This window comes from Sphingomonas oleivorans (genome assembly GCF_003050615.1).
GTDB lineage: Bacteria > Pseudomonadota > Alphaproteobacteria > Sphingomonadales > Sphingomonadaceae > Sphingomonas_H > Sphingomonas_H oleivorans.
On sequence record NZ_NWBU01000004.1, the window covers coordinates 750,564 to 773,613 of the forward strand.

Consider the following 23,050-nt stretch of genomic DNA (forward strand, 5'->3'; position numbering starts at 1 on the left):
TCAGTCTCCATGGCTGTCGGGTACGGGCACCGGCGCGGGATCATCCCAGCGATCGACCGGCCGGCTGAACAGATTTTCGGTCTCGAAACGCGCGATCCGCCACCGCCCTTCCTCGACCGCGAAGCGGACATGAAGCCGCGCCGCACGAAGATCGGACGTGCCCGATGCATAGGTCGAAGTCTGCAGCATCACCCAGCTTCCTTCGGCCGCATCGCCCTCGACGCGGATCACTTCCGAGGTCAGGAAATGCGCGTTCATTGCGAAATACGGCACGGGCCCGCGATAGCGGTCGAGCATCGCCACGATCGCGTCGCGTCCGCAATGGCCGCCAAAAGCCGCGCCATAACGCGCACCCTTGCCGGCCCACAAAGCATCGCGGGTGAAGAGCGCGCCAAGCTCGTCCATCGGCGTCGTCGCGTCGAGCCGGTCGCACAGCTCCATATAGCGCGCCATCACGCCCCGGATCGCGCTCTCCGCCTCCAGCCGCTCGAGCCGGGCGAGCAGCACGCCGATATCGCCCGCCCCGCTCATGCGGGGATGACGAGCTCGCGGCCGATCCGCGCCTCGACGCGCATATATTTCCACAGCCGGTGCGCGCCCACCTCGGTCACGCGAAACAGGTTGCACGCCGCCACCGCGGTCGCCCGGTCGGGCACGTCGGCGAGGATATAGAAGGTCCAGGGCCAGCCATTGGGCGAGGTGCCGACCATCGTCTCGTCATCGTCGAGCGTGCCGAGCACCTCGACCCCGGGCAGGTCGCGAATGCCCTTGAGCATCTCCCCCGTCGCCTTCCAGACGGTGCCGATCTCGGATGCCGGAAGGTCGAAGAAATTCTGCGTTACGGCACCGCAGAACAGTACGCGAAGCTTCTTGGGCGTTTCAGTGGCCATCGGATCGATCCTTCTGTCAGGGAAAGCCGGGGGGCGTATCGAGGCCGAGCAGCACGCGCCCGGCATTCTGCCAGGTGCCTTCGGACAGAAAGGCATGCTGCACGACGACCATCGCGTCCTGGACGTGGCGCGCGAGCGGATGCGCGGAATAGATGCCGGTCGTGCCCGACAGCGTATAGGCGGTCCGCGCGACATCCGCGCCGACACGCGCGACATGGCTCGACGCCAGCCGCAGCATATTGGCCTTCTCCACCGGCAGGGGATCGCCCCCGCTCACGATCGCGAAGGCCTCCTCGGTCGCCTCATAGAAGAAGGCACGCGCCGAACGCAGCGCGGCCTCGGCCTTCGCCAGCTCGATCTGCACATAGGCGCGGTCGGCAAGCAGCGGGGCCCCCGTGATCGAGGCCCTGCCGCCTGCCATCGCGACGATCTCGTCGAGCGCCGCGCGCGCCACCCCGATCGCGACCACCGCCAGCACCTGCGCGGCGAGCGCCATGGAGGGATAGCGGTAGAGCGGCAGGTCGAGCGTCGCCGGGCTGCCCCGCACGAAGGTCCATTCATGCGGCACGACCACCTTGTCGACCAGCAGATCGTGGCTGCCCGTGCCCTGGAGACCGATCACCTCCCAATTGGGCAGGATCGTCACCTTCTCGGCGGGCATCACCGCCATGCGCGGCAGGCCAGCGCTGGGGCCTTCCTCGCTCTTCACGCCGACGCCGATCAGCGACGCACCGGTCGCACCACTGCCGAACTGCCAGCGGCCCGAAACCTCCAGCCCGCCCTCCACAGCCACCGCCTTCTGCGGCGGGAACAGCGCGCCCGCGAACACGACATCCGGCCCGTCGGCATAGATTTGCTCGAGCGTCGCGAGCGGCAGCGAGGCGAGATACATGGATGACACGCCGAAGCTCGCCACCCAGCCGGCCGACCCGTCCGCCGTCGCGATCCGCTCGATCAGCCGCAGGAAATCGGCGGGCGACGCCTCGTCCCCACCGAAGCGCTTCGCGACGAGCGTGCGATAGACGCCGGCCGCCCGCATCAGCCGGACGACTTCGTCGCTCATCTGCCGCTGTGCGCCAAACTCCGCACGGCCTTCGCGCAGAACGCCAAGCAGCTCCGCCAAGGCCTCGTCGCGTGCGGCGGCCCCAATCCCATCCTTCGCCATTCTCGCCTTTCCGCCCAGCGCGTCCATCATTTCGCTCATGCCGCGCGCGCCGGGACGAGCGATGCCACGAAGGCGCGCGCGACCGCGCACAGCGCCTCATCCTCGCCCCGTCGTCCGACGAGCTGGATGCCGACGGGCCGTCCGGACGCTTCGGCGAGCGGCAGGCTGATCGCGGGATGCCCCGAAAGGTTGAACGGCCGCACGAAGGCGGTGACGCGGATCACCGCACGCGCGTCGGTTGCTTCGGCCAGGGTCGGCACAGGATCGGGCAGCGTCGGCAGGGCCAGCGCGTCGAACCTGTCGAGCGCCGCATCGACCTGGGCAGCGAAACGTGCGCGCACCGCCTCCGCCTCCGTCAACTGCACCGGATCGATGCCGCTCGCGGCGCGCAGCCGGGCACGAATATCCTCGCCCAGCGCGGGATGATCGACATGCGCGCCGAACGCGCGCCAGCTTTCCGCGCCGATCACGGCCAGCCCCGCATCGAAGGCGCGCCCGAAATCCGGCAGATCGACCGGCGCGGCAAAGAGACCCGAACGCCGCACGACATCCGCGAACGTCGCCGCCACCGCCTCAGCCGCCTCGACCCGGACAAGGCCGATCCGTGGCGCGGACGGGGCGGGCAGGCTGTTAAAGCTCGGATCGATCATGGCCATCGCCTGCTCGATCATCGCCATGTCGCGCGCGAAGGGACCGACGCAATCGAGCGTGGTCGCCGCCGGCATCACGCCCGTGCGGCTGACGCGTCCGAAGCTGGGCTTCAGCCCATAGACGCCGCAGCAGGCCGCCGGCATGCGGATCGAGCCGCCAGTATCCGTGCCCAGCGCGAAATCGGCGATCCCCGCCGCCACCGCGGCGGCCGATCCGCTGGAGGAGCCGCCGGGGATCAGCCCGGGATAGAGCGGGTTGGGCGCCGTGCCGGTCCAGTGGTTCACGCCCGTCACGCCATAGGCGAACTCGTGCATATTGGCCTTGCCGATGATGCGGCACCCGGCTTTGCGCAATGCGGAGACGACATCCGCGTCCCGTTCGGCAGGCGGCGCATCGGCCAGCACGCGGCTCGCGGCGCGCGTGGCATGGCCGGCAATGTCGATCGTGTCTTTGATCGCGACGCGGGGACCTTCCGCGCAGGAGGCTATCGTCTCGACAAGAATCGTGTCCAACGCCTCGCCCTTCCCCCTATGGCATGGAGCAATCGCCCCGCCCGTCCGATTCCTATCCGTTTTACGTGAATTGTCAACTAATCCGATGCCCATGGGGATTGCCGGATGGGCCTTGCCGGGGCATGCGGCATGGAAGATGACGCGGCCGTCGGGAACGGCTAGAAGCAATCCATCTCCGCCGCGCACAGTTCGTCCTGTGGCCGATATTCAGGTTGCCTGCCTATATGACCGACAGCGCTTCTGCCTTTCTTCCTCCCGAAGTTCCGGAAATGGATGCGGCCTCGTTCGACGTGGAGGAATGGCCCTTTTATTGGCTCAGCCGCGTCGTCGGCCGCTATCTGCGGCAGATGGAGGCCGCGCTGAAGCCGATCGGGCTCGACGTTCCCCGCTGGCGCGTGCTGATGGTGCTCCATGATGGCGAGCCCGCCAGCGTGAGCGAGATCGCCGAACATGCGATCGTCAAGCTGCCGACCATGACCAAGATCATCCAGCGTATGCAGGCCGACGGGCTGGTCGAATGCCGCGCGCGCGAGACGGATGGCCGCGTCACCGAAGTGATCCTGACCGATGCGGGATTCGCCGCGCGCGACAAGGCATGGACGGTCGCGCACAGCGTCTATCGGCGCGCCTTCGCGGGCGTGAAGACGGGCGAGAAGAAGATGCTCAACCGGCTGCTGCGGCAGGTGTTCGAAACGATCGGCCCCTGACGGCTCAGGCCTTTTCCCAAGGGATGCCACGCTCGCGCTGCATCTTGCGGACCATGGCGCCATAGACGAGATCGGCGAAGCTCGCCTTTTCGATCAGGCTCGCCGCCGCATCGCTGCACCGCTGGCGGATCATGTCGGCAAGCGCGATGTCCGGCCCCGGGATCATGCCGGCCTGGCACTGAATCTCGGCCGCGCGCTGCACCGTCCAGAGCAGCATGAAGGTCGTCGGCACGTCGCGCTCGCATACCGCGACACCATGGTTGCGCAGCACCAGCACATGCTTGTCGCCCAGGCTCGCGATCATCCGGCTGCGCTCGTCGGGATAGAGGGTGATGCCCTCGAAATCATGATAGCCGACCCGGCCGAACAATTGGGCGCCGTAGAAATTATCATGGTCGAACCCGCCCACCTTCATCGCGATCGCCGAGACGGGATTGGTATGCGTGTGCGCGACGCAGGCGACATCGGCGCGCGTCTCATGGATCGCGCCATGGAGCGCGAAGCCGGCCGGGTTGGCGGGATAGTCGGACGGCTCGACCAGATGGCCGGTCACGTCCACCTTCAGCAGATTGTCCGGCGTGATCTCCGAATAATGCAGCCCGAACGGGTTCACCAGATAATGATGCTCCGGCCCCGGCACGCGCAGCGAGATGTGGTTGAAGATCAGCTCGGTCCAGCCGAGATAATCGACCAGATGATAGAATTGGGCGAGCTGGACGCGCGCTTCGCGCTCCGCCGCGGCAAGATCGGCGGGCTGGGTCCTGACTTGGGCAAGGCTCGGCATGGCGCGTCTCCGTAAAGGCGTGATCGGATTGGGGCGCCCGGAGCGGCATCGTGCCGATCCAGTAACGACAGGATCGGAAAGGCCGTGATCAATTGCAACAGCAAAAAGGATCATGCACCCACATGCACCCATGGGCCTTCATCCAGAGTCGGGCGCCGAGAGGAAAGATATGGGCGAGCCTTATGTGATCGAGCCGCCGGCGCAGCCGGCCGTGCCCGTGGCCGGCACCGATGCAACCTTCCCCGTCCGCCGCATCTGGTGCATCGGCCAGAATTATGCCGATCATGCACGCGAAATGGGGCATGATCCCGATCGCGAGCCGCCCTTCTTCTTCGCCAAGCCCGCCGATGCCATCGTTCCGTGCGGCGGGACGCTGCCCTTCCCGCCCGCCACGGACAATCTTCATCATGAGGTGGAGATGGTCGTCGCGATCGGCCGCGGCGGGGCGGACATATCGGCCGAAAGCGCGCTTGCCCATGTCTATGGCTATGCCATCGGGCTGGACATGACGCGTCGCGACCTGCAGGCCGAAGCCAAGAAGGCCGGCCGGCCCTGGGCGCTCGCCAAGGGCTTCGATCAATCCTGCCCGATCGGGGCGATTCACCCGGCCGAGACGATCGGCCACCCCACGGCCGGCAAGATTGAGCTGCTGGTCAACGGCGCGGTGCGGCAGGCGGGCGATCTCGGCCAGATGATCTGGCGCGTGCCGGAGGCGATCGCCTATCTGTCGCGCTTCGTGGTGCTCGCCCCGGGGGACCTGATCATGACCGGCACGCCCGCAGGCGTCGGCCGCGTCCTGCCGGGGGACATGCTCCTCGGCCGGTGCGAAGGGCTGGGCACGATCGAGGTCCGCTACGCGGCGTAATGATCTCCGCGCACCATTTGGCAGGATCGCGCGAAAATGCTATCAGGCGAATGTCCACGCGAATGAAGGGAGGCCATTGATGACAGCATCATGCAGGCGCTCCCTGCCGGTCGGGGGCTATCGTTAGGCCCTGAAGCCTCCTCGGGTCCCGCCTTGGCCGGACCAGCCATTCACCGTCATTCCTTCGCAGTGGAGCAGGCGCGCAATTTCCCCGCGCCCAATATCGTCATGACCAACGATCATAGCCGGCGCCGTTCGGACGCGATCCGTCTCGTCCTCGCCTTTCTTTTCCGTCACTGGGCACGGCAGAAGCCGCTCGTCGCGGGCGTGGCGCTCGCAATGTCGACGGCCACGCTCGCCGACATCTTCATCCCGCTCTTCGCCGGCCGGCTGGTGGACGCGCTGGCGCGCGGCCCGGCGGCGGGCGACGCAGCGCTTTCGGCCTTCGCCGCGATGGTGGCGCTCGGGCTCGCAATGGTCCTGCTCCGCCATTTCGCCTGGTGGGGCATCGTGCCGCTCACGCTGCGCATCATGTCCGATGTCGGGCAGGATGCCTTCCGCCGCGTCCAGCGTTTCTCGACCGACTGGCACGCCAACAGCTTCGCCGGATCGATCGTCCGCAAGATCACGCGCGGCATGTGGGCGCTCGATTCGCTCGACGACGTGCTGCTGCTGATGCTGCTGCCGTCGCTGGTGGTGCTGGTCGGCACGATGCTGCTGCTCGGGCTGCACTGGCCCGTCATGGGCCTCGTCATGGCGCTGGGCGCGACCGCCTATGTGACGATGACGGTGCTGCTCGCCACCCGCCTCATCGCCCCCGCCTCGCGCCTGTCCAATGCCTGGGACACGCGCATGGGCGGCATGCTCGCCGATGCGATGGGTGCCAATTCCGTCGTCAAGGCGTTCGGCGCGGAAGAGCGGGAGGATGCGCGGCTGGCGCAGGTCGTCGGCAAATGGCGCCGGCGCACGCGCCGCACCTGGATGCGCCATACATGGGCAGGCTCGGGCCAGATCCTGCTGCTGTGGCTGGTGCGCAGCAGCGTCACCGGCACCGCGCTCTGGCTATGGTGGCAGGGCCGCGCGACGCCGGGCGAGGTCGCCTATGTGCTGACCACCTATTTCGTCGTCCACGGCTATCTGCGCGACATCGGCCAGCATGTGCACCATCTCCAGCGCGCGGTGAACGAGATGGAGGAGATGGTCCGCCTCTATGAGGAGCCGCTCGGCATCGAGGACCGCCCCGATGCGCGGCCAATCCGGATCGAGACGGGCGAGCTGCGCTTCGATCATGTCACCTTCCGCTATGGCGGGCATCGCAAGCCGCTGTTCGACGATCTTTCGATCACCATCGCGCCCGGTGAGCGGGTGGGGCTGGTCGGCCCGTCCGGATCGGGCAAGACGAGCTTCGTCAAGCTGATCCAGCGGCTCTACGATCCGACGGAAGGCCGCGTGCTGATCGACGGGCAGGATGTGGCGCATGCCGCCCAGGCCTCGCTCCGCGCGCAGATCGCCATCGTCCAGCAGGAACCGATCCTGTTCCACCGCAGCCTGGCGGAAAATATCGCCTATGCCCGGCCCGGCGCGTCGATGGCGGAGATCGAACAGGCCGCGCGGCTGGCCAATGCGCACGACTTCATCTGCCGGCTGCCCCGCGGCTACCGGACGCCGGTGGGCGAACGCGGCATCAAGCTTTCCGGCGGCGAGCGCCAGCGTGTGGCGCTCGCCCGCGCCTTCCTGGCGGATGCGCCGATCCTGATCCTCGACGAGGCAACATCGAGCCTCGATTCCGAATCCGAGGCGCTGATCCAGCAGGCGATCGACCGGCTGATGGCCGGCCGGACGGCGATCGTCGTCGCGCATCGCCTGTCCACCGTCCGCACGCTCGACCGAATCCTCGTCTTCGATGGCGGCCGCATCGTCGAGGATGGCGACCATGAGACGCTGCTGCGCGATCCGGACGGACGCTACAGGCGGCTGTTCGATCGCCAGTCGGGCAATATCTCCGATCAGCCGATGCTGGTCGAAGGATAAGCCCGCCCCGGCGCGACGATCTCGTCCAGGCAGCCCATTCCGGCCAGCGTATCGCGGATGGCGATGTCGAGCGGCGTGTGCGGCTCCGCGCCGAGCAGTGCGACCATCCGGCTATTGTCGAGCCGCATCGGCGACCGCCAGAAGCGCCTGATCTCGCGCATCTCGCGCATCGTTTCGGAAAAGGGCGCGGCAAGCCCGGTCAGCCACCAGGGAAAGCGATGGACCGGAATATCCGGCCGGCCGACTACGCGCTTCACGGCATCGGCGATGGCGTGGCCGTCCGCATCCCAATGCCCCGCGAAATGAACGCGCTCGAAGGAGCGCAGCCGCTCCTCCGCCTCGATCAGCCGGACGACCGCCTCCGCCAGATCGGGCAGATAGGCCCAGCCATGGCCGATGCCGGCCGCGCCGGGGTGGATAATGCGGCGGACGGGACGCCCCGGCTGCACCAGGAGCTGGTTGAACCAGCCCTGCCCGGCCCTCGGCCCGAAATAGTCGCCGGAACGGACGATCAGGCTGCTCACGCCGCGCGCGGAGGCCTGCTCCAGCCGTCGCTCGAGCGCGACGCGGATCGCGCCCTTCTTCGTCGTCGGATGCTGCAGCATATCCTCATGGAGCAGCGTCTGGCTCGCCGGATCGAAATTATAGATGGTGCCCGGCAGCATGATCCGGCTTCCCGCCCGCGCGGCGGCGGCGATGCTGTTGTCGATCATCGGCAGCACCAGCCGGCCCCAGCCGCGATAGGCAAGCGGATTGACGGCATGGATGATCGTCCCCGCGCCTTCCGCCGCGCGGACCACGTCCGCCTCCACCATGGCATCGCCGATGATCCATTCGGGCCGCGCCGGGCGGTCGCGCCAGCGGTCCGCCGCCTTGATCGGATCGCGCACCATCGCGCGGACATGCCAGCCGCGCGCCAGCAGCGCCTCGGCCATCACACCGCCAATACCGCCCGTGGCGCCGAGAACGAGCGCGGTTCGCATGCTGGAAAAGGTCATCTTCGCCTCCATCTCTTGATGGCCGGAAAATGAAGGAGGAAAGGCCAGTATAAAATTGCCCAAAAATGTCGATCCGCTCATAAGGAATATATGAGCGACGACGTTCCGGACTGGGAGGATCAGCGCGCCTTTCTCGCCGTGATCGAGAGCGGCAGCCTGTCCGGCGCATCACGCCAACTGAATGTCGCCCAGCCGACCGTCCGGCGGCGGATGGAGGCGCTGGAACGGGCGCTCGGCATCGCGCTCTTCACCCGATCGACCAACGGGCTGGCGCCGACCGAACAGGCGCTCGCGCTCGCCCAGCATGTCCGCGCCATGGCGAGCGCGTCGCGCGCCTTCGTGCGTGCTGCCTCCGCGCCCGCTGGCATGGTCGCGGGCACGGTGCGGATCAGCGCGGCCGAGGTCGTCGGCACGGCGGTGCTGCCGCCGATGCTGGCGTCGCTCCGCCGCAAGCATCCCGATCTGTCGGTCGAGCTCAGCCTTACCAACATGCCCGAGGATCTGCTGCATCAGGAAGTCGATATCGCGATCCGCATGCACCGGCCGCATCAGGCGGCGCTGGTGGCCAGGCGCATCGGCGTGATCGGCCTCGGCTTCTTCGCGCATCGCGACTATGTCGCGCGCCACGGCCTGCCCGCATCGCTCGCCGAGCTCAGCCAGTTCGACCTGATCGGATCGGACCGCACCGTCGCCGATCTGCGCCTCACCCAGACTTTGGGCGAGGGGCTGGACCGCACCGCCTTCGCGCTGCGCACCGACAGCCATCCCGCGCAGCTCGCGGCGATCCGGGCCGGGTTCGGCATCGGCATCACCCATATCGCGCTCGGCCGCAACGATCCCGATCTCGTGGCGATACTCCCAGATTTCGTCGTCCATGGCATTGAAAGCTGGGTGGTGATGCATGAGGATCTGCGGCGGCTGGCGCGCGTCAGGGCCGCCTTCGATCATCTTGTCGAGCAGCTTTCCCGCTACGCCCAATCCGCATGACCGGGAAAGCCATGCCGCATCATAGCGGCCGGAAACGGATGGCCTGCCCGCCGCCCGGCGCCAGCGCCACGTCCAGCACCGTCTCCGCCGTCACCTCCTGCGCACGGATGACGACCGCCTCGGGATTGCTGCGCCAGTCCGCGCCCGGCCCGTCGGCATAGATTTCCGCGCGGTAGCGCCGCCCCCGATCGAGAAAGGCGAGCGGCAGGCGCAGCGTGCGCGCCTCGCCATTGGTGATCGCACCGAGATACCAGTCGGGCCCGTGCCGGTCCCTGCGCGCGATCGCGACATAATCACCGATCGCGCCGGCGATCACGCGGCTCGTCTCCCAATCGGTCGGCACGTCGCGGATGAACTGGAAGGCGGGCTTGCCCTCATAATTTTCCGGCAGGTCGACCGCCATCTGCACCGGGCTGTAGAGGATGAGATAGAGGGCGAGCTGGTGCGCCAGCGTGGAAGGCACGCGGTTGATCGGCCGCCGCGCGCGATAGTCGAACGCGAACACCCCCGGCGTATAATCGAGCGGCCCCGACAGCAGCCGCGTGAAGGGCAGGATCGACGTATGGTCCGGCGAATTGCCCGTATCCGGGCTGCCGCCATTATATTCCTGGCCCCGCGCGCCCTCGCGGCTCATCAGGTTTGGCCAGGTGCGGCGCAGGCCCGTATCCTTCACCGGCTCGTGCGGGAAGATCGCAATCCTGTGGCGCGCCGCCGCCTCGACCACTTTCTGGAAGCTTTCGACCGCATATTGACCGTCGGGCCATTCGGTCTCGTCCAGCCGCGTGCCGACATAGCCGAGCTTGATCGCACGCACGCCATGGCGGTCATAATAGTCGAACGCCTGCTCCATCTGCCCGAGATAGTCGCGCACCTGCCCGCCCGTCTCATGATGGCCGATCAGGGAGACGCCCTTCGCCTTGGCATAAGCGGCGATGGCGGGCATGTCGAAATCGGGATTGGCTTCCGCCTGGCGGAAACGCGATCGCCCATTCTTCCACCATTCGGGCACGTCCCAGCCGACATTCCATCCCTCGACCAGCACGGCGGGGATGCCATTGGCGGCCGCCCAGTCGATATAGCTCTTGGTCCGCTCGGTAGTGGCGCCCAGCTCGGGCCCGCTATTCCAACTCAGCCGGCCAATATGCATCGCCCAGAAGATGCCGATATATTTTTCCGGCCTGATCCAGCGCGTGTCCGCGATCCGGCTCGGTTCGTTCAGATTGAGGATGATCGTCGATTCCGCCAGCCGCGCGGCATCGTCGGCCACCATCACCACGCGCCACGGCGTCTTGAGGCCGGCGCGCCCGCGCACCCGATCGCCGTTGGACCAGGGCGAAAGATCGGCCTTCAGCGTCTTGCCATTATCCTTGGCCGTCCGGAGGTTCATCGACGCATAGTCGACAAGCGCGGCTTCATGGACCGCCATCGCCACCCCGTCGCCCTCCAGCGTCAACGGCGTCTGCACCACGCTCAGCGCGGACAGCGCCGAGCGGGCATATTCATATTCGGAATAATTGTCGCGATAGGCCGGGATCCACCATGCGCGGTAATTTTGCGCGAAGGCGAATTCGGTCGCCTCGTCCATGATGACGAAACGGTCCATGCCGCCATCCCTGGGCAGCTCGTAACGGAAGCCGAAGCCATCGTCATAGACGCGGAATTCGATCGCGAAATGGCGCTGGGCCCCGCCCGTCTCGCGCAATTCGGCGCGAAGGCCGCGATAGCGATCATGGACGAGGCGCACCTCGCCCCAGGGCTGCTGCCATTCGCTATCGGCCGATATCCTTGCGACCTTGTCGATCGCCAGCCCATCGAGCAGCGGCGCCTGCTCCTTGAAGCGGAAGCCGAGCAGCGACTTGTCGAGGATCGGCCTGCCCTTGAACGCCGCGCGATACCAGGCCCGCCCTTCCTCGATCCCGAACTGGATCTGGAGCCGCCCATCGGGCGAGCTCACGCTCTGCCAATCCGCAGCCCGGGCGGGCACCGCGACGAGGAGGAGGGTAGCGAGCATAGCGAGCACCGCCGGCATCATGCGAAATCGCGCGAACATCATCCTCGCCATCCTCCCGCCCTCAAGTTCCGACCGAAACGACCGATCAGAAGCTGTAGCTCAGCCCGCCGCGAACGCGCCGACCGAAGATGGGGCGGCCCTGGAAAGCCGCTTCATTCGTGCCGATGATGGCGCCGGCGCGCGGATTGCCCTCGGTCAGGCCGACCTCGTTGAACAGGTTGGTCGCGATGATCTGCGCCGAAAGACGATCGGTGACCCGCCAGTTCGCGCCCAGGCTGACTTCCGTATAGCTCGGCAGCTTGATCGTGTTGGCGACGTCCACGAAGCGGCTGCCGGTATATTGGATCTGGCTGTAGAGATCGACCGCATTGCCCAGAAGGTGCAGCGTCGGGCGAATCGAGGCAGTCATCTTCGGCTGGCGGACGATGCGGTTGCCGCTGAAATCAAAGGCGCCGTTGGCATCGGTGCCCGCGAAGCTGGAATAGCTGATATCCTGATAATTGCCGCCGAAGGCGAGCTCGAACATGGGCGCGGGGGTGAGGGAGAATTCCACCTCGACACCCTTCGATTCCGCCGCCGCCTTGGCCGATTGCGAGACGAGCGAGCCATCCGGCCCATTGACCAGCGTCTGGAAGGCAATGTTCGGGAATTTATTGTAGAACAGCGTCACGAAGGCGGAGAAGGGCCGCGTCGAATATTTGATGCCGCCCTCGACCAGATCGATCCTATTCTCCACCGGGGTACCGCCACCGAACCATTGCTGGAATTCGGGCGTGACGCGGAAGCTGCGGCTGTAGCGGGCGAATGCGGCGAGCTGGCGCGTGAACTCATAATTGGCGCCGGCCGAGAAGGCCCATTGGTCGGTCTTGTAGCGATAGGGCGTCTGCGTGCCGGTGAAGACCGGCACCGCATCGTCGGCGATGGTGGAGGCGTCTCCCAGATTGACGGTCGCGGTATCGGCGATCGTGCCCTTCTTGCGGACATGATGGTAGCGCGCGCCGAGATCGATGCGCAGCTTGTCCGTTACCTGCCAGCTATCCGTCAGATAGAGCGCATTGATCCGCACATTATCGTGGAAGCGCTGCAGGCCGGTATGGAGGTTGACGAGCCCCCGGTCGGTCAGCGCGATCGTCTGCTGGCCGGCGGCATTGACGCCCACCACGTCGAAATAGCGCGGCCGGTTGACCCCTTCGACGATGATGTCGTTGAAATTCCAGTTCTGCGTCTGGTGGAACTGGCTGAAATACCAGCCGGCGGTGATGTTGTGGCGGCCGAGACCGGTGTCGAGCTTCTTTGTGACGCTGAGGTCGTTGATGAAATTGTCGAGCTCGACGAAATTGCTGAACAGGCTCTGCGTCAACGCCAGCCGGTTGCCGAGGTCGCTCGCCGCGACCGTCGCGCCGGTCGCGGCATCGCGATAGACGGCCGCCACCGTGTCCGGCCGCACCGCGCGCAGACGGGCGAGCGCTCCGTCGAGGAAGGTCTGGCTGTTGGCGACGCTCGAGCTGAACAGCCCGTTGAAGTCGATCGACCCGTCGACATAGCGGGCCTTCTCGTTAATCTCCCAATCGTCCCCGAATGGCTGGCTGACAAGCAGCGTCACCGTGTCGGTGTCGGTATGCACGCCGTCGGTCAGGTCCAGCCGCTTGGTGAAGGCGCCGGTACCGTCCGGCACGGTCAGCCGCGCGAACAGGTCGTTGACCAGCGTGCCCGATCCCGCGTCCAGGCCCGGCAGCCCCTTGTCGTCGCTGGCGAGCGGGATTGCGGTATAGAAGATGTTGCGGTCGTTGAGCTTGCGATAGCCGAGATAGGCCGAGCCGCCATTATCGAACTCATAGCTCAGGCCGGCGCGGAGCTGCCCGCCCTTATTGCCCTTGAAGCCCGGATCGCGCAGCCCGTTATCCGCGCGATAGAAGCCGCCGATCTGGAACAGCAGATTGTCGGTTATCGGTCCGGAGATGTTGAAGTCGCCGCGATAATGGTCGTAATCGCCGCCTTCCAGCTTGATCAGGCCCTGAAGGTCGCGCGTACCATGCTTGGTCAGGATGTTGACGATGCCGCCCGGCGCGTTCGATGCGGTGATGGATGCCGATCCGCCGCGCACGATCTGCGCGCTCTGGGTGGTGACGTCGACCCGGTAGAAGATATCGGCATTGGTGAAGGCGCCCGCGCCTTCCTCCCAGACGGGCAGGCCGTCCTCAAGCACCGGGATATAACGGTAATTGTCGTTCGGAAGGCCGCGCGAATAGACATTGTTGCCGATCTCGCCGCCCGAGCTTTCGACATAGAGGCCCGGCGTCCCGGCGATCAGATCGGCGACGCTGAGCGGCGCCTTCTTCGCAATCTCCTCCGCCGAAAGCGTGGTGATCGCATAGGAGGTTTCGAACTTCGTCCGCTTGATCGTATTGCCCGTGACGACGATCTCGTCGAGCCCGAGGCCCGCTCCGTCCTGCCCCGCCTGATCGGCCGCCTCCGCCGGCTGTTCCGTCGGGAGCTGCTGCGCCAGGGCTTTTCCCCCGGCGGCGGCCGCGACGCTGACGACAGAACATAGCAAAGCAGTGCGCAAAATACGCTTCATGGCATCCTCCCTCTCCTGATCGTGTTCGGATGACGCCCGTTCTTGGGACGGGCCAGCCTGCCGACCGATTCGCATCCGCATCAATATCGGATCGGCAATCGTTTGCAAGAGCTATCGCAAACGATTGTCTGTTTTGCTAACGGTCGGCCGAATCAAGCCGGCGCTCGGTTCACCGCACGGCATGAACATGTCCCCACACAACGCCTCCGGAACAATTGTGCGCGGAAACCAATGTCGGCAGATCGCTAACCCTCTTCTCTATCGGAGCAGCGCATGGACGATGATAATGCGGTCACCACCAAGGCATTCATGGCCATATTGGGGTGTCTGGCCGACGAGCTTTCCGAATCAGGCCTGATCGATCATGCCTCTCTCGACGCGCGATTGCACGCCACCGCCGAACTCTGCGACGAAACGGGAAACGCGCCTGTCGGCAGCTATCTCCGCCTGTCCGGCGCGCTACTGCTCCAGCGCCATCTCCATTAGCCGGCACGCCTTCCGGCCCATGGCATGCCCCTGTTATCGCGCCGCAATCGCGAGCAGCAGGATGAGTTGCCCCACATAGGCCGAAAAGCCCAGGCAATCGCCCGTGCTCCCGCCGATGCTGCGGCGCAGCAAAGAGCGAAACCAGGCCAGGAAGAGGGTGCCGCCGCCGCAGGCCAGCAACAGTCGGCCAGGCGCAAGCAGCAGCAGCGGCAGCAGCCCCGGCAGGGCGGCGAGCAGGGCGAGCGCCAGCTGCCTCGCTCCCACGGCGGCCGCGACATCCTTTGCCAGCCCCTCGCGCGCGGGCGCCGGCGCGACCGCCGCCATCGCCGCCACGACGAGCAGCCGGCCGAAGGTCGCCGAGCCCAGCAGCGCCGGGACGAGCAATACGGATGGCAAGGCGACCAGCAGCGCCGCGCGCAGCCCAACGCCGAGCATCAGGCCCAGCGCGCCATGGCTGCCGATGCGGCTGTCCTTCATGATCCGGCGGATCGCCTCCGCATCCCGCCCGCCGCCGAAGGCGTCGCAGAAATCGGCGACCGCATCCTCATGGAAGGCCCCCGTCAGCCATGCCTCCGCCAGGAGCGCGAGCAGCACCGCCACGAGCCGCGGCCAGAAGGCATCGGCCACGACCAGCACTGACGCCGTCACCCCGCCGATCAGCGCACCGGCCAGCGGGAACCAGCCGACCGCGCGGCCGAGCCCGATCCGCACCGCCTCGCCCGAAAGCCCGCCAAGCCCGGGCACCGGCATCCGCGTCAGAAATTGCAGCGCGAGAAGCGGCGGCGCCCAAGCCGGGCAATCAGTCCTCACGCGCGACGCCCAGATCGGACAGCCGCGCCACATCCTTGAGCAACGCCGCGGCACTATCGAGCAACGGCAGCGCCACCAGCGCCCCCGTCCCCTCGCCCAGCCGCATGTCCCATTCGAGCAGCGGCTCGAGCTCCAGCGCCGCGAGTGCCGCCCGATGGCCCGGCTCGGCCGAACGATGCGCCGCGATCATCGCCCGCGCGGTGCCCGGCCGCAGCCGCTCCGCGATCAGCGCCGCCGCCGTCGCCACATAGCCGTCGAGCAGCAGCGTGCGCCCGCGCGCGGCACCTTCGGCGAAGAAGCCCGCCATGGCGGCGATCTCCAGCCCGCCGACCCGTGCGATCGCACCCAGCGGATCCCCCACCAGCAGCGGCCGGGCAGCGGCGACAGCCTCCCCCACAATCCGCCGCTTGAGATCCAGCGCCGCATCATCCGCACCCGCCCCACGCCCCACCGCTTCCTCGATCGCCGCCCCGGCGAGTAGCGCGGTCAGGCAAGCGGCCGGCGTGGTGTTGCCGATCCCCATCTCGCCCGCGATCAGCAGGGAACAGCCCGCATCCGCCGCTGCGCGCGCCTCCTCCGCACCCACGGCCCAGGCGCGCTCGAACGCCTCCACCGTCATCGCGGGCCCGCTCGACAGATCGTCCGTGCCGTCCGCGATCCGCACGGCACGATAGAAGGATGGCGGATCGGCCGGCGGAGGCGCCGCACATCCCATATCGACGAGCCTGAGGTCGCAGCCATGCGCGGCGGCCAGCGCATTGCTCGTCGCGCGGCCCGCCGCAATCGTCTCCACCATCAGCCCCGTCACCGCTGAGGGCCAAGCCGAAACGCCCTGCGCCACGACACCATGATCGCCCGCGAACAGCAGCATCCGGCGCGGCCGCACCGCAATATCGATCCGCTGCTGGATGATCGCCAGCCGGACGGCCAGCGCCTCCAACCGGCCGAGGCTGCGGCGCGGCTTGGCCAGCCCGTCGAGATGCGCCCAGACTGTTTCTTCGTCGATCATGCTCCCTCCGCCGCGATTGCCAGCAGCCGTTCCGTATCGATCACCTGCGCGAGCCCCCGGGCCAGCTCGTCCAGCGCCGCATCGACGCGATCCGCCTGATCGACGCCATCCGAAACGGCCCCGATCCGCGCCAGCCAGGCCGCGCGCTGCTCGGGCCGATTGAACAGGCCATGCACATAGCATCCGGCGATCCGCCCGCAGGCGCTCACGACACCATCCACCGTCCCATCCGAAAAGCGCAGCAGCGGCGCCGTGCCGGGCCCGGCCACCGTCCTGCCGGCATGGATTTCATAGCCCCTGAAGGGCGCCCCATCGGCCAGGCTGGTGCCGGTCACTTCCGTCACCCTCTTGTCCCCACTCATCTCGGTCGTCACGGGCAGCAGGCCCAGCCCCGGCATCGTGCCCGCCGGCCCCTCGATCCCCAGCGGATCGGCAATGCTGAGCCCCATCATCTGATATCCCCCGCACAGTCCCAGCACATGGCCGCCGCGCCGGACATGCGCGGCGATGTCGATGTCCCAGCCCTGCGCACGCAGGAAGGCGAGATCCGCGATCGTCGCCTTGCTGCCCGGCAGGATAATGAGCGCTGCCTCGGCCGGCAGAGGCTCGCCCGGCGGCACCATGCGCAGGCTGACGCCCGCTTCCTGGGCGAGCGGATCGAAATCGTCGAAATTGGCGATGCGCGGCAGCATCGGCACGGCGATCACGACCTTGCCGTCCCCCACCTGCGGTCGATCAAGCACCACCGCATCCTCCGCAGGAAGCCGCCGCGCCACCGCCAGCCAGGGCACCACCCCCAGCCCCGGCCAGCCGGTGCGATGCGCAATCTCCCAATAGCCATCGTCGAACAGGCGGGTATCGCCACGGAATTTGTTGATCAGAAAGCCGCGGATCATCGCCGCGTCGTCGGGATCGAGCACGGCCTGCGTGCCGACGATCGAGGCGATAACGCCCCCGCGATCGATATCGCCCACCAGCAGCACCGGCACGCACGCCGCGCGCGCAAAGCCCATATTGGCGATGTCGCCGCCACGCAGGTTGATCTCGGCGGGGCTTCCCGCCCCCTCGACAATCACCAGATCGGCCTCGGCGCGCAGCCGGGCATAGGATGCCAGCACCTGATCGAGCAGCACGGCCTTGTGCCGCTGATAATCCTCCGCGCCGAACGTGGCATTCACCCTGCCCTGCACCACCAGTTGCGCGCCCTTGTCCGATTGCGGCTTCAGCAGCACCGGATTCATGTCGCTCGTGGCGGGCGTGCGGCAGGCGATCGCCTGCAGGGCCTGCGCCCGGCCGATCTCCCCGCCATCGGCGGCGACGGCCGCATTGTTCGACATATTCTGCGGCTTGAACGGCCGTACCTTCAGGCCGCGATCCGTGAACAGCCGGCATAGGCCCGCGACCAACACGGACTTGCCGACATCCGATCCCGTGCCCTGCAACATTATCGCAGCCATGCCATGCCTCCTACCAGCAACCATATGAGCAGGCAGGCGCGCCGATAAATTGCAAGCGCCGAAGCGAGATCGGCCGGCCCCGGCGGCGGCCCCATGCCGAGCCAGGCCCGCTCCGCCGGCGCGCCATCATAGCGTACCGGCCCGCCCAGTCGCCGCCCGATCGCGCCCGCCATCGCCGCTTCGGGCCAGCCGCCATTGGGCGAGGCATGACGCCCTGCATCGCGCAACATGGTGCAAAACCCGCCCGCGCCCGCAAGGCAGATCAGCAGGCCCGCAATCCGCGCGGGGATCAGGTTGACGAGGTCGTCGGCACGCGCAGAGGCCCAGCCGAAGGCGCGATGCCGCGCATCCTTATGCCCCACCAGGCTGTCCGCCGTATTGATCGCCTTGCAGGCGAACAGCCCGGGCAGGCCAGCGACCAGAAACCAGAAGGCCGGCGCTGCGATCCCGTCACAGAAGCTTTCCGCAAGACTCTCGATCGCCGCGACCGAGACGCCGGCCTCATCCAGCGCATCGGTATCCCGCCCCACGATCATCGCGACCGCATCACGCGCCGCCAGTACATCGCCCTTCGCCAGTGGCCGCAACACCGCCGCGACATGATCATGCAAGCTCCGCTGCGCGAGGCCCGCCGTGCCGATCAGGATGATCAGCACCATGCCCGGCCCGTCCCCCACGATCCGCCCGATCGCCCAGCCAACGCCACCGGCCAGAAGCAGGAGCAGCAGGAGCAGCGCGATGCCCATCGCCCTGCGACGCGTCTCGCCACCCCGATTCCAGCGCTCGTCCGCCCCCGCGATCAGCCGGCCCACCCAGCTCACCGGATGGCCGATGCGGGCGTAGAGCGCCGCCGGATAGCCGATCGCCGCCTCTACGATGAGGATCAGCAGCAATTGCTCCGCCCGCGCAGCCGGCATCAGCCGATGCGCCGGACGGGAATGACGAAACGGCAACCATCCGCCGTCCGCCCGATATCCACGGCCACGCCATAGGTCTCGGCCAGCAGCGCCTCGGTCAGCACATCGTCGGGCGGGCCCATCGCCACCACCCGTCCGGCGCGCAGCAGCAGCACCTCGTCCGCCACCCGCGCCGCCTGGTTGAGGTCGTGCAGCACGACGATCACGCCCGCGCCTGCCGCCGCTACGCCACGCAACCGATCGAGCACGTCGAGCTGATGCGCGGGATCAAGGCTCGCCAGCGGCTCATCCGCCAGCAGCCATTCGGGCTCGCCCGCCAGCACGCGCGCGAGCAGCACACGGCTCCGCTCGCCACCCGAAAGCCGGGTCACGGGCCGGTGCGCGAAGCGGGTCACGTCGGTCGCCGCCATGGCACGAGTGACCGCCGCGCGATCCTCTTCCGTTTCGCCCCAGCGGCCCCGATGCGGGAAGCGGCCGAGCGCCACCAGCGTCGCCACATCCACATCCCAATGCACCTCGCCCGATTGCGGCAGCAGGCCGATGCTGCGCGCCCGTGCCCGTGGAGCAAGCACCGTCAGCGGCACGCCGTCGAGCATCACCTGGCCCTCGTCGGGCCGCCGCAGCCCCGCGAGGCAGGAGAGCAGGCTGCTCTTGCCCGCGCCATTGGGGCCCAGCACCGCCGTCACCCGGCCGTGCCCGAAATCAAGCGAGACATCGTCCAAGACGGTCGCCCCGCCCAGCCGGACGGAAAGCCCGCGCGTCCGAAGCCCGGTCATGCGAGCGACCTCCGCATATGGATCAGGAGCGCGAGGAAGAAGGGCCCGCCGAGCATCGACATGGCGATACCGAGCCGCAGCTCGCTGACGGTCGGCGCCGCGCGGACGAGGCTGTCCGCGAGCAGCAGCAGCAGCGCGCCGCCGAGCGCGGAGGGCAGCAAGAGCGCCGAGGGCCGGCCGCCGGCGAGCGGGCGGACGATATGCGGCACCATCAGCCCGACGAAGCCGATGATCCCCGCCGATATCACCGCCGCCCCCACGCATAGTCCGACGCCGAGCACGATCAGCAATTGCAGCCGCCGGGGATCGACCCCCATCGATCGCGCCGCCTGCTCGCCCAGCGTCAGCGCGTCGAGCGAGCGCGCCGTCAGCGCCAGCGACACCACGCCCAAACCGATGATCGGCAGCGCGATACGCACATCCTGCCAACTCCGGTCGGTCAGCGCGCCCATCAGCCAGGTCACAATCTCGGACGCGGCGAAGGGCGTGGGGGCGAGACTGATGGCGAGCGCCGTCATCGATCCGGTAACGCTGGAAAGCATCATGCCGGCCAGCGCGAACAGGATCAGGCTGCCCGATCGCCCCGCCAGCAGCGCGAGCAGCGTCATCGACACCGCCGCACCCGTCAGTGCGAAAAGGGGCAGCAGAAAGGCGGAGGCGGCATAGCCGAAGAAGAGCGACAGGACCGCACCCAGCGCCGCGCCGGAGGAAATGCCGAACAGCCCCGGATCGGCGAGTGGATTGCGCAGATAGCCCTGCATCGCGGCCCCCGCCAGGCCCAGCGCCGCGCCGACGAGCAGCGCGAGCATGGTGCGGGGCAGGCGCAGCTCGACGATGATCAGCCAGCGGGGATCGGATGCGCTCCAGGCATCCCAGGGCAGCCAGACCTTACCGGCCACCAGCGATAGGCCGATGGCGAGGAGGAGCCCCAGCAGCAGCGCCAGATTGAGGCGAAAAGGATGCGCCCTCATCGCCGTGCCAGCTCCCGGCGCAGCGCGGCGAGCCGCGTCACCGCCTCGATGATCGTCGGCCCACCGCAATGGAGCAGGCGCGGCGGATAATCGCGGATCGCAATCCGCCCCGACATGCGGCGCAGCACGGGATGCGACAGCATCCGGTCCCGCGCTTCCGCGCCCGTCGTCAGCAGCAGCTCCGGCGGCCGCGCGACGAGATGCTCCAGCGGCAGCACATCCCATTTCTTCAGGCCATAGGCCGCGCTCATATTGATGAAGCCGCTGACCCGCAGCAGCTCGTCCGCCAGCGTTCCCGATCCCGGCACCAGTCCCCCTCCCTGCCAGATCAATGCCGGCACGTCCGGACCCTGCGCCCGCCGCGCCGCGCCGATGGCAGCCTCGATCGCCGCCGACAGCCTCTCCCCCCGCTCCGGATGGCCTGCGGCCGCTGCGATCGCCCGGATCTGCGCCTCGCTCTCGCTTATGCCCTCCGCCACGCTGAACTGGATCAGCGGGATGCGCATGCGGCGCAGCGCCTGGATGGTCGCCGGCGCGACATGCGGCCCCGCGATCACCATATCCGGCGCCAGCGCCACCACCTCCTCCGCCGTGCCCGACGTCGCCTTGAACCGCCGCGCGAGGTCGAGCGGAATCGAGCTTGCCGCCGGGTCCTGCGAATAATGGCTGATCCCCGCAATCTGCCCCGGATCGGCGACCCGCATCAGCACCGCATCGACGCACGGATTGATCGATACGATGCGCGGCGGCCTCGCCCGCGCGCTCCCGGCGCAGGCCATGGCCGCTATTATGATCAGGGCAAGGCAGCGGCCGATCAATATTCGACCCCCTTCTGCGCCTTGAAGCCCGCCTTGAACGGATGCTTCACCTCGCCAAATTCGGTGATGAGATCGGCAAGCTCTGTCAGCGCCGGCTTCGCGTTGCGGCCGGTGATGCAGATATGCTTGCTGAGCGGACGATCCTTCAGGAAATCGACAATCTCCCCGATCGGCAGCGTGTCATCGCGCAGCACGATATTGAGTTCATCGAGGATGATGAAGTCGTAGTCCGGATCGAGGATCAGTTCCTTCGATCGCTCCCACGCCGCGCGCGCCGCCGCGATATCCCGCGCGCGATCCTGCGTGTCCCAGGTGAAGCCCTCGCCCATCACCTCGAAGGTCAGCAGATCGGGATAGGCGTGAAAGAAATTCTTCTCCCCCGTCTCCCAGCTTCCCTTCACATATTGGACGATCCCCACCTTCATGCCCCAGCCGATGCTGCGGATCGCCATGCCGAAGGCAGAGGAGGATTTGCCCTTGCCATTGCCCGTATGGACGATCAGCAGGCCGCGCTCGAGCGTCCGGCGCGCCTGCATCTTCGCGCGCGCCTGCTGGATACGCAGCATCCGTGCATTATGGCGGGCATGATCCGCCTCCGTCCCCGTCATCCCATTCTCCATCCGTCGAGCGCGGCCGCGAGCCGCGCCCATTGTTCCTCATTGCCCGGGAGGCCGATGCGCAGCCGATCGGGCTCCGCCGCGAAGGGCCGGGTCAGGATCGCCCGGGCGGCAAGGTGCCGGAACAGCGCATCCGCGTCACGCGAAAGGACCAGCCGGAAAAGCGACGTCCCGCCCATCAGCTCCAGCCCACTCGCCCCAAGCAGCGCGTCCAGCCGGCCTGCCGCTTCGCTGATCCGAATGCGTTGCGCGGCCTGCCAATCCCGGTCGCGATAGGCCGCCTTCCCGATCGTGATGGCGGGGCCCGAAAGCGGCCAATCCCCCAGCATCGCGCGGAACAGCATCGCGATCGCCGGCGGCGCGATCAGGAAGCCGAGCCGCAATCCCGCCAGCCCGAAAAACTTGCCGAAGGAACGGAGCAGGATCAGCCCCTCGCCGCACTCGCCCCCGAGGCTCGTCTCGGGCGCCGCATCGGCGAATGCCTCGTCGACGATCAGCCAGCCTCCGCGCCACGCCAACCGGGCCGATACCGCGAGCAGCCGCTCCCGCGCGATAATTCGCCCGTCCGGATTATTGGGGTTGGCGAGCAGGACGATGTCGAACCGTTCAGCGGCCTCCTCGATCCGATCGGCGGATATGGCGCTGACCGGTGCTCCCTCCCATGCCGTGACATGGCCCGAATAGCCGGGGCGGACGACCGCCACCGTCCGGTTCGGAAACAGCCGGCCAAGCAGGCGCAGCGCCAGGTCGCTCCCCGGCACCGCGACCGTCTCCACAGCCTCTCCGGTGCCGAAACAGGTCGCGGCCGCCGCTTCGAGCGCGGCCAACGCCTCAGGCGCGGGCAGCCGCGCAAGCGCGGAAGGATCGATCGCAGCCGGATAGGCCCAAGGGCTGATGCCGGTCGAAAGGTCGACCCAGGGAAGCGCGCCGGGAAAGGCGGCGCGCGCAGCCTCGATCCGCCCGCCATGGCTGCGGAACGGATCGAGGCTGGCGCCGCCGCCTACCATGGT

Annotated in this window: 22 protein-coding genes; 5 read left to right on the plus strand and 17 right to left on the minus strand. The window is 67.7% G+C overall.

Going from position 1 to position 23,050, the window contains the following annotated elements:
• Genes CLG96_RS03805 through CLG96_RS03820 form a run of 4 tightly spaced genes read right to left on the minus strand, consistent with a single transcriptional unit; the run spans position 1 to position 3,218 of the window.
• Entirely contained in the window at positions 1-531 is a 531-nt protein-coding gene (locus tag CLG96_RS03805; RefSeq protein ID WP_107966485.1) for a nuclear transport factor 2 family protein, read from the minus strand.
• A complete protein-coding gene (locus CLG96_RS03810) occupies positions 528-890 on the minus strand; it encodes a hypothetical protein (RefSeq protein ID WP_107966486.1) in 363 nt (120 codons plus the stop codon). Before CLG96_RS03810 ends, CLG96_RS03805 begins: the two co-directional genes overlap by 4 nt.
• 16 nt (positions 891-906) lie before the next feature.
• Entirely contained in the window at positions 907-2,094 is a 1,188-nt protein-coding gene (locus CLG96_RS03815; RefSeq protein ID WP_107966823.1) for an acyl-CoA dehydrogenase family protein, read from the minus strand.
• On the minus strand, positions 2,091-3,218 hold the full coding sequence (locus tag CLG96_RS03820; protein WP_243395592.1) for an amidase: 1,128 nt from the start codon (positions 3,216-3,218) through the stop codon (positions 2,091-2,093). The genes CLG96_RS03815 and CLG96_RS03820 overlap by 4 nt, the downstream gene beginning before the upstream one ends.
• Positions 3,219-3,442: 224 nt before the next feature.
• Here CLG96_RS03820 and CLG96_RS03825 point away from each other — a divergent pair, with 224 nt between their 5' ends.
• Entirely contained in the window at positions 3,443-3,925 is a 483-nt protein-coding gene (locus CLG96_RS03825) for a MarR family winged helix-turn-helix transcriptional regulator (protein WP_107966487.1), read from the plus strand.
• 4 nt (positions 3,926-3,929) lie between these two features.
• On the opposite strand, the gene CLG96_RS03830 is transcribed toward CLG96_RS03825, so the two are convergent.
• Positions 3,930-4,709, minus strand: a complete 780-nt coding sequence (locus tag CLG96_RS03830; protein WP_107966488.1) for a class II aldolase/adducin family protein — start codon at positions 4,707-4,709, stop codon at positions 3,930-3,932.
• A 169-nt stretch (positions 4,710-4,878) separates the two neighbouring features.
• Between CLG96_RS03830 and CLG96_RS03835 the strand changes: the two genes are divergently transcribed.
• Both CLG96_RS03835 and CLG96_RS03840 read left to right on the plus strand, forming a co-directional pair.
• Positions 4,879-5,574: a fumarylacetoacetate hydrolase family protein gene (locus CLG96_RS03835; RefSeq protein WP_107966489.1), complete on the plus strand. Its 696-nt coding sequence runs from the start codon at positions 4,879-4,881 to the stop codon at positions 5,572-5,574.
• 153 nt (positions 5,575-5,727) lie between these two features.
• Complete coding sequence (locus CLG96_RS03840) at positions 5,728-7,605, plus strand: ABC transporter ATP-binding protein (protein ID WP_243395593.1); 1,878 nt, start codon at positions 5,728-5,730, stop codon at positions 7,603-7,605.
• On the opposite strand, the gene CLG96_RS03845 is transcribed toward CLG96_RS03840, so the two are convergent.
• Positions 7,581-8,603, minus strand: a complete 1,023-nt coding sequence (locus CLG96_RS03845) for an NAD(P)H-binding protein (protein WP_207796548.1) — start codon at positions 8,601-8,603, stop codon at positions 7,581-7,583. The two genes, CLG96_RS03840 and CLG96_RS03845, sit on opposite strands and share 25 nt — an antisense overlap.
• Positions 8,604-8,693: 90 nt before the next feature.
• Here CLG96_RS03845 and CLG96_RS03850 point away from each other — a divergent pair, with 90 nt between their 5' ends.
• Positions 8,694-9,590 (plus strand): LysR family transcriptional regulator, encoded by an 897-nt coding sequence (locus CLG96_RS03850; protein WP_107966491.1) that lies wholly within the window; start codon positions 8,694-8,696, stop codon positions 9,588-9,590.
• Between the two features lie 19 nt (positions 9,591-9,609).
• Here CLG96_RS03850 and CLG96_RS03855 read toward each other — a convergent pair whose 3' ends face one another.
• Together CLG96_RS03855 and CLG96_RS03860 are read right to left on the minus strand one after the other, a co-directional pair.
• Positions 9,610-11,643, minus strand: coding sequence for a glycoside hydrolase family 97 protein (locus CLG96_RS03855; RefSeq protein WP_243395594.1), 2,034 nt, complete (start codon positions 11,641-11,643; stop codon positions 9,610-9,612).
• Between the two features lie 43 nt (positions 11,644-11,686).
• A complete protein-coding gene (locus CLG96_RS03860; RefSeq protein WP_165799524.1) occupies positions 11,687-14,179 on the minus strand; it encodes a TonB-dependent receptor in 2,493 nt (830 codons plus the stop codon).
• Between the two features lie 273 nt (positions 14,180-14,452).
• Here CLG96_RS03860 and CLG96_RS03865 point away from each other — a divergent pair, with 273 nt between their 5' ends.
• Positions 14,453-14,665, plus strand: coding sequence for a hypothetical protein (locus tag CLG96_RS03865; protein WP_107966493.1), 213 nt, complete (start codon positions 14,453-14,455; stop codon positions 14,663-14,665).
• A gap of 33 nt (positions 14,666-14,698) precedes the next feature.
• Here CLG96_RS03865 and CLG96_RS03870 read toward each other — a convergent pair whose 3' ends face one another.
• The 9 genes from CLG96_RS03870 to cobD are packed head-to-tail and all read right to left on the minus strand — an operon-like array spanning position 14,699 to position 23,047.
• Positions 14,699-15,475: an adenosylcobinamide-GDP ribazoletransferase gene (locus CLG96_RS03870; RefSeq protein ID WP_243395595.1), complete on the minus strand. Its 777-nt coding sequence runs from the start codon at positions 15,473-15,475 to the stop codon at positions 14,699-14,701.
• Positions 15,465-16,484, minus strand: a complete 1,020-nt coding sequence (gene cobT, locus CLG96_RS03875; protein WP_107966495.1) for a nicotinate-nucleotide--dimethylbenzimidazole phosphoribosyltransferase — start codon at positions 16,482-16,484, stop codon at positions 15,465-15,467. Before cobT ends, CLG96_RS03870 begins: the two co-directional genes overlap by 11 nt.
• On the minus strand, positions 16,481-17,941 hold the full coding sequence (locus tag CLG96_RS03880; protein WP_107966496.1) for a cobyric acid synthase: 1,461 nt from the start codon (positions 17,939-17,941) through the stop codon (positions 16,481-16,483). Before CLG96_RS03880 ends, cobT begins: the two co-directional genes overlap by 4 nt.
• Positions 17,929-18,858, minus strand: a complete 930-nt coding sequence (cbiB, locus tag CLG96_RS03885) for an adenosylcobinamide-phosphate synthase CbiB (RefSeq protein ID WP_107966497.1) — start codon at positions 18,856-18,858, stop codon at positions 17,929-17,931. The genes CLG96_RS03880 and cbiB overlap by 13 nt, the downstream gene beginning before the upstream one ends.
• On the minus strand, positions 18,858-19,634 hold the full coding sequence (locus tag CLG96_RS03890; protein ID WP_107966498.1) for an ABC transporter ATP-binding protein: 777 nt from the start codon (positions 19,632-19,634) through the stop codon (positions 18,858-18,860). Before CLG96_RS03890 ends, cbiB begins: the two co-directional genes overlap by 1 nt.
• Positions 19,631-20,605, minus strand: a complete 975-nt coding sequence (locus CLG96_RS03895; RefSeq protein WP_107966499.1) for a FecCD family ABC transporter permease — start codon at positions 20,603-20,605, stop codon at positions 19,631-19,633. The genes CLG96_RS03890 and CLG96_RS03895 overlap by 4 nt, the downstream gene beginning before the upstream one ends.
• Positions 20,602-21,423, minus strand: a complete 822-nt coding sequence (locus tag CLG96_RS03900; protein WP_243395596.1) for an ABC transporter substrate-binding protein — start codon at positions 21,421-21,423, stop codon at positions 20,602-20,604. The genes CLG96_RS03895 and CLG96_RS03900 overlap by 4 nt, the downstream gene beginning before the upstream one ends.
• A complete protein-coding gene (cobO, locus tag CLG96_RS03905; RefSeq protein ID WP_107966828.1) occupies positions 21,420-22,031 on the minus strand; it encodes a cob(I)yrinic acid a,c-diamide adenosyltransferase in 612 nt (203 codons plus the stop codon). The genes CLG96_RS03900 and cobO overlap by 4 nt, the downstream gene beginning before the upstream one ends.
• Positions 22,028-23,047 carry a threonine-phosphate decarboxylase CobD gene (gene cobD / locus CLG96_RS03910; protein ID WP_107966500.1) on the minus strand — a complete coding sequence of 340 codons (1,020 nt, stop codon included), beginning with the start codon at positions 23,045-23,047 and terminating at the stop codon, positions 22,028-22,030. Before cobD ends, cobO begins: the two co-directional genes overlap by 4 nt.
• Positions 23,048-23,050 lie beyond the last annotated feature (3 nt).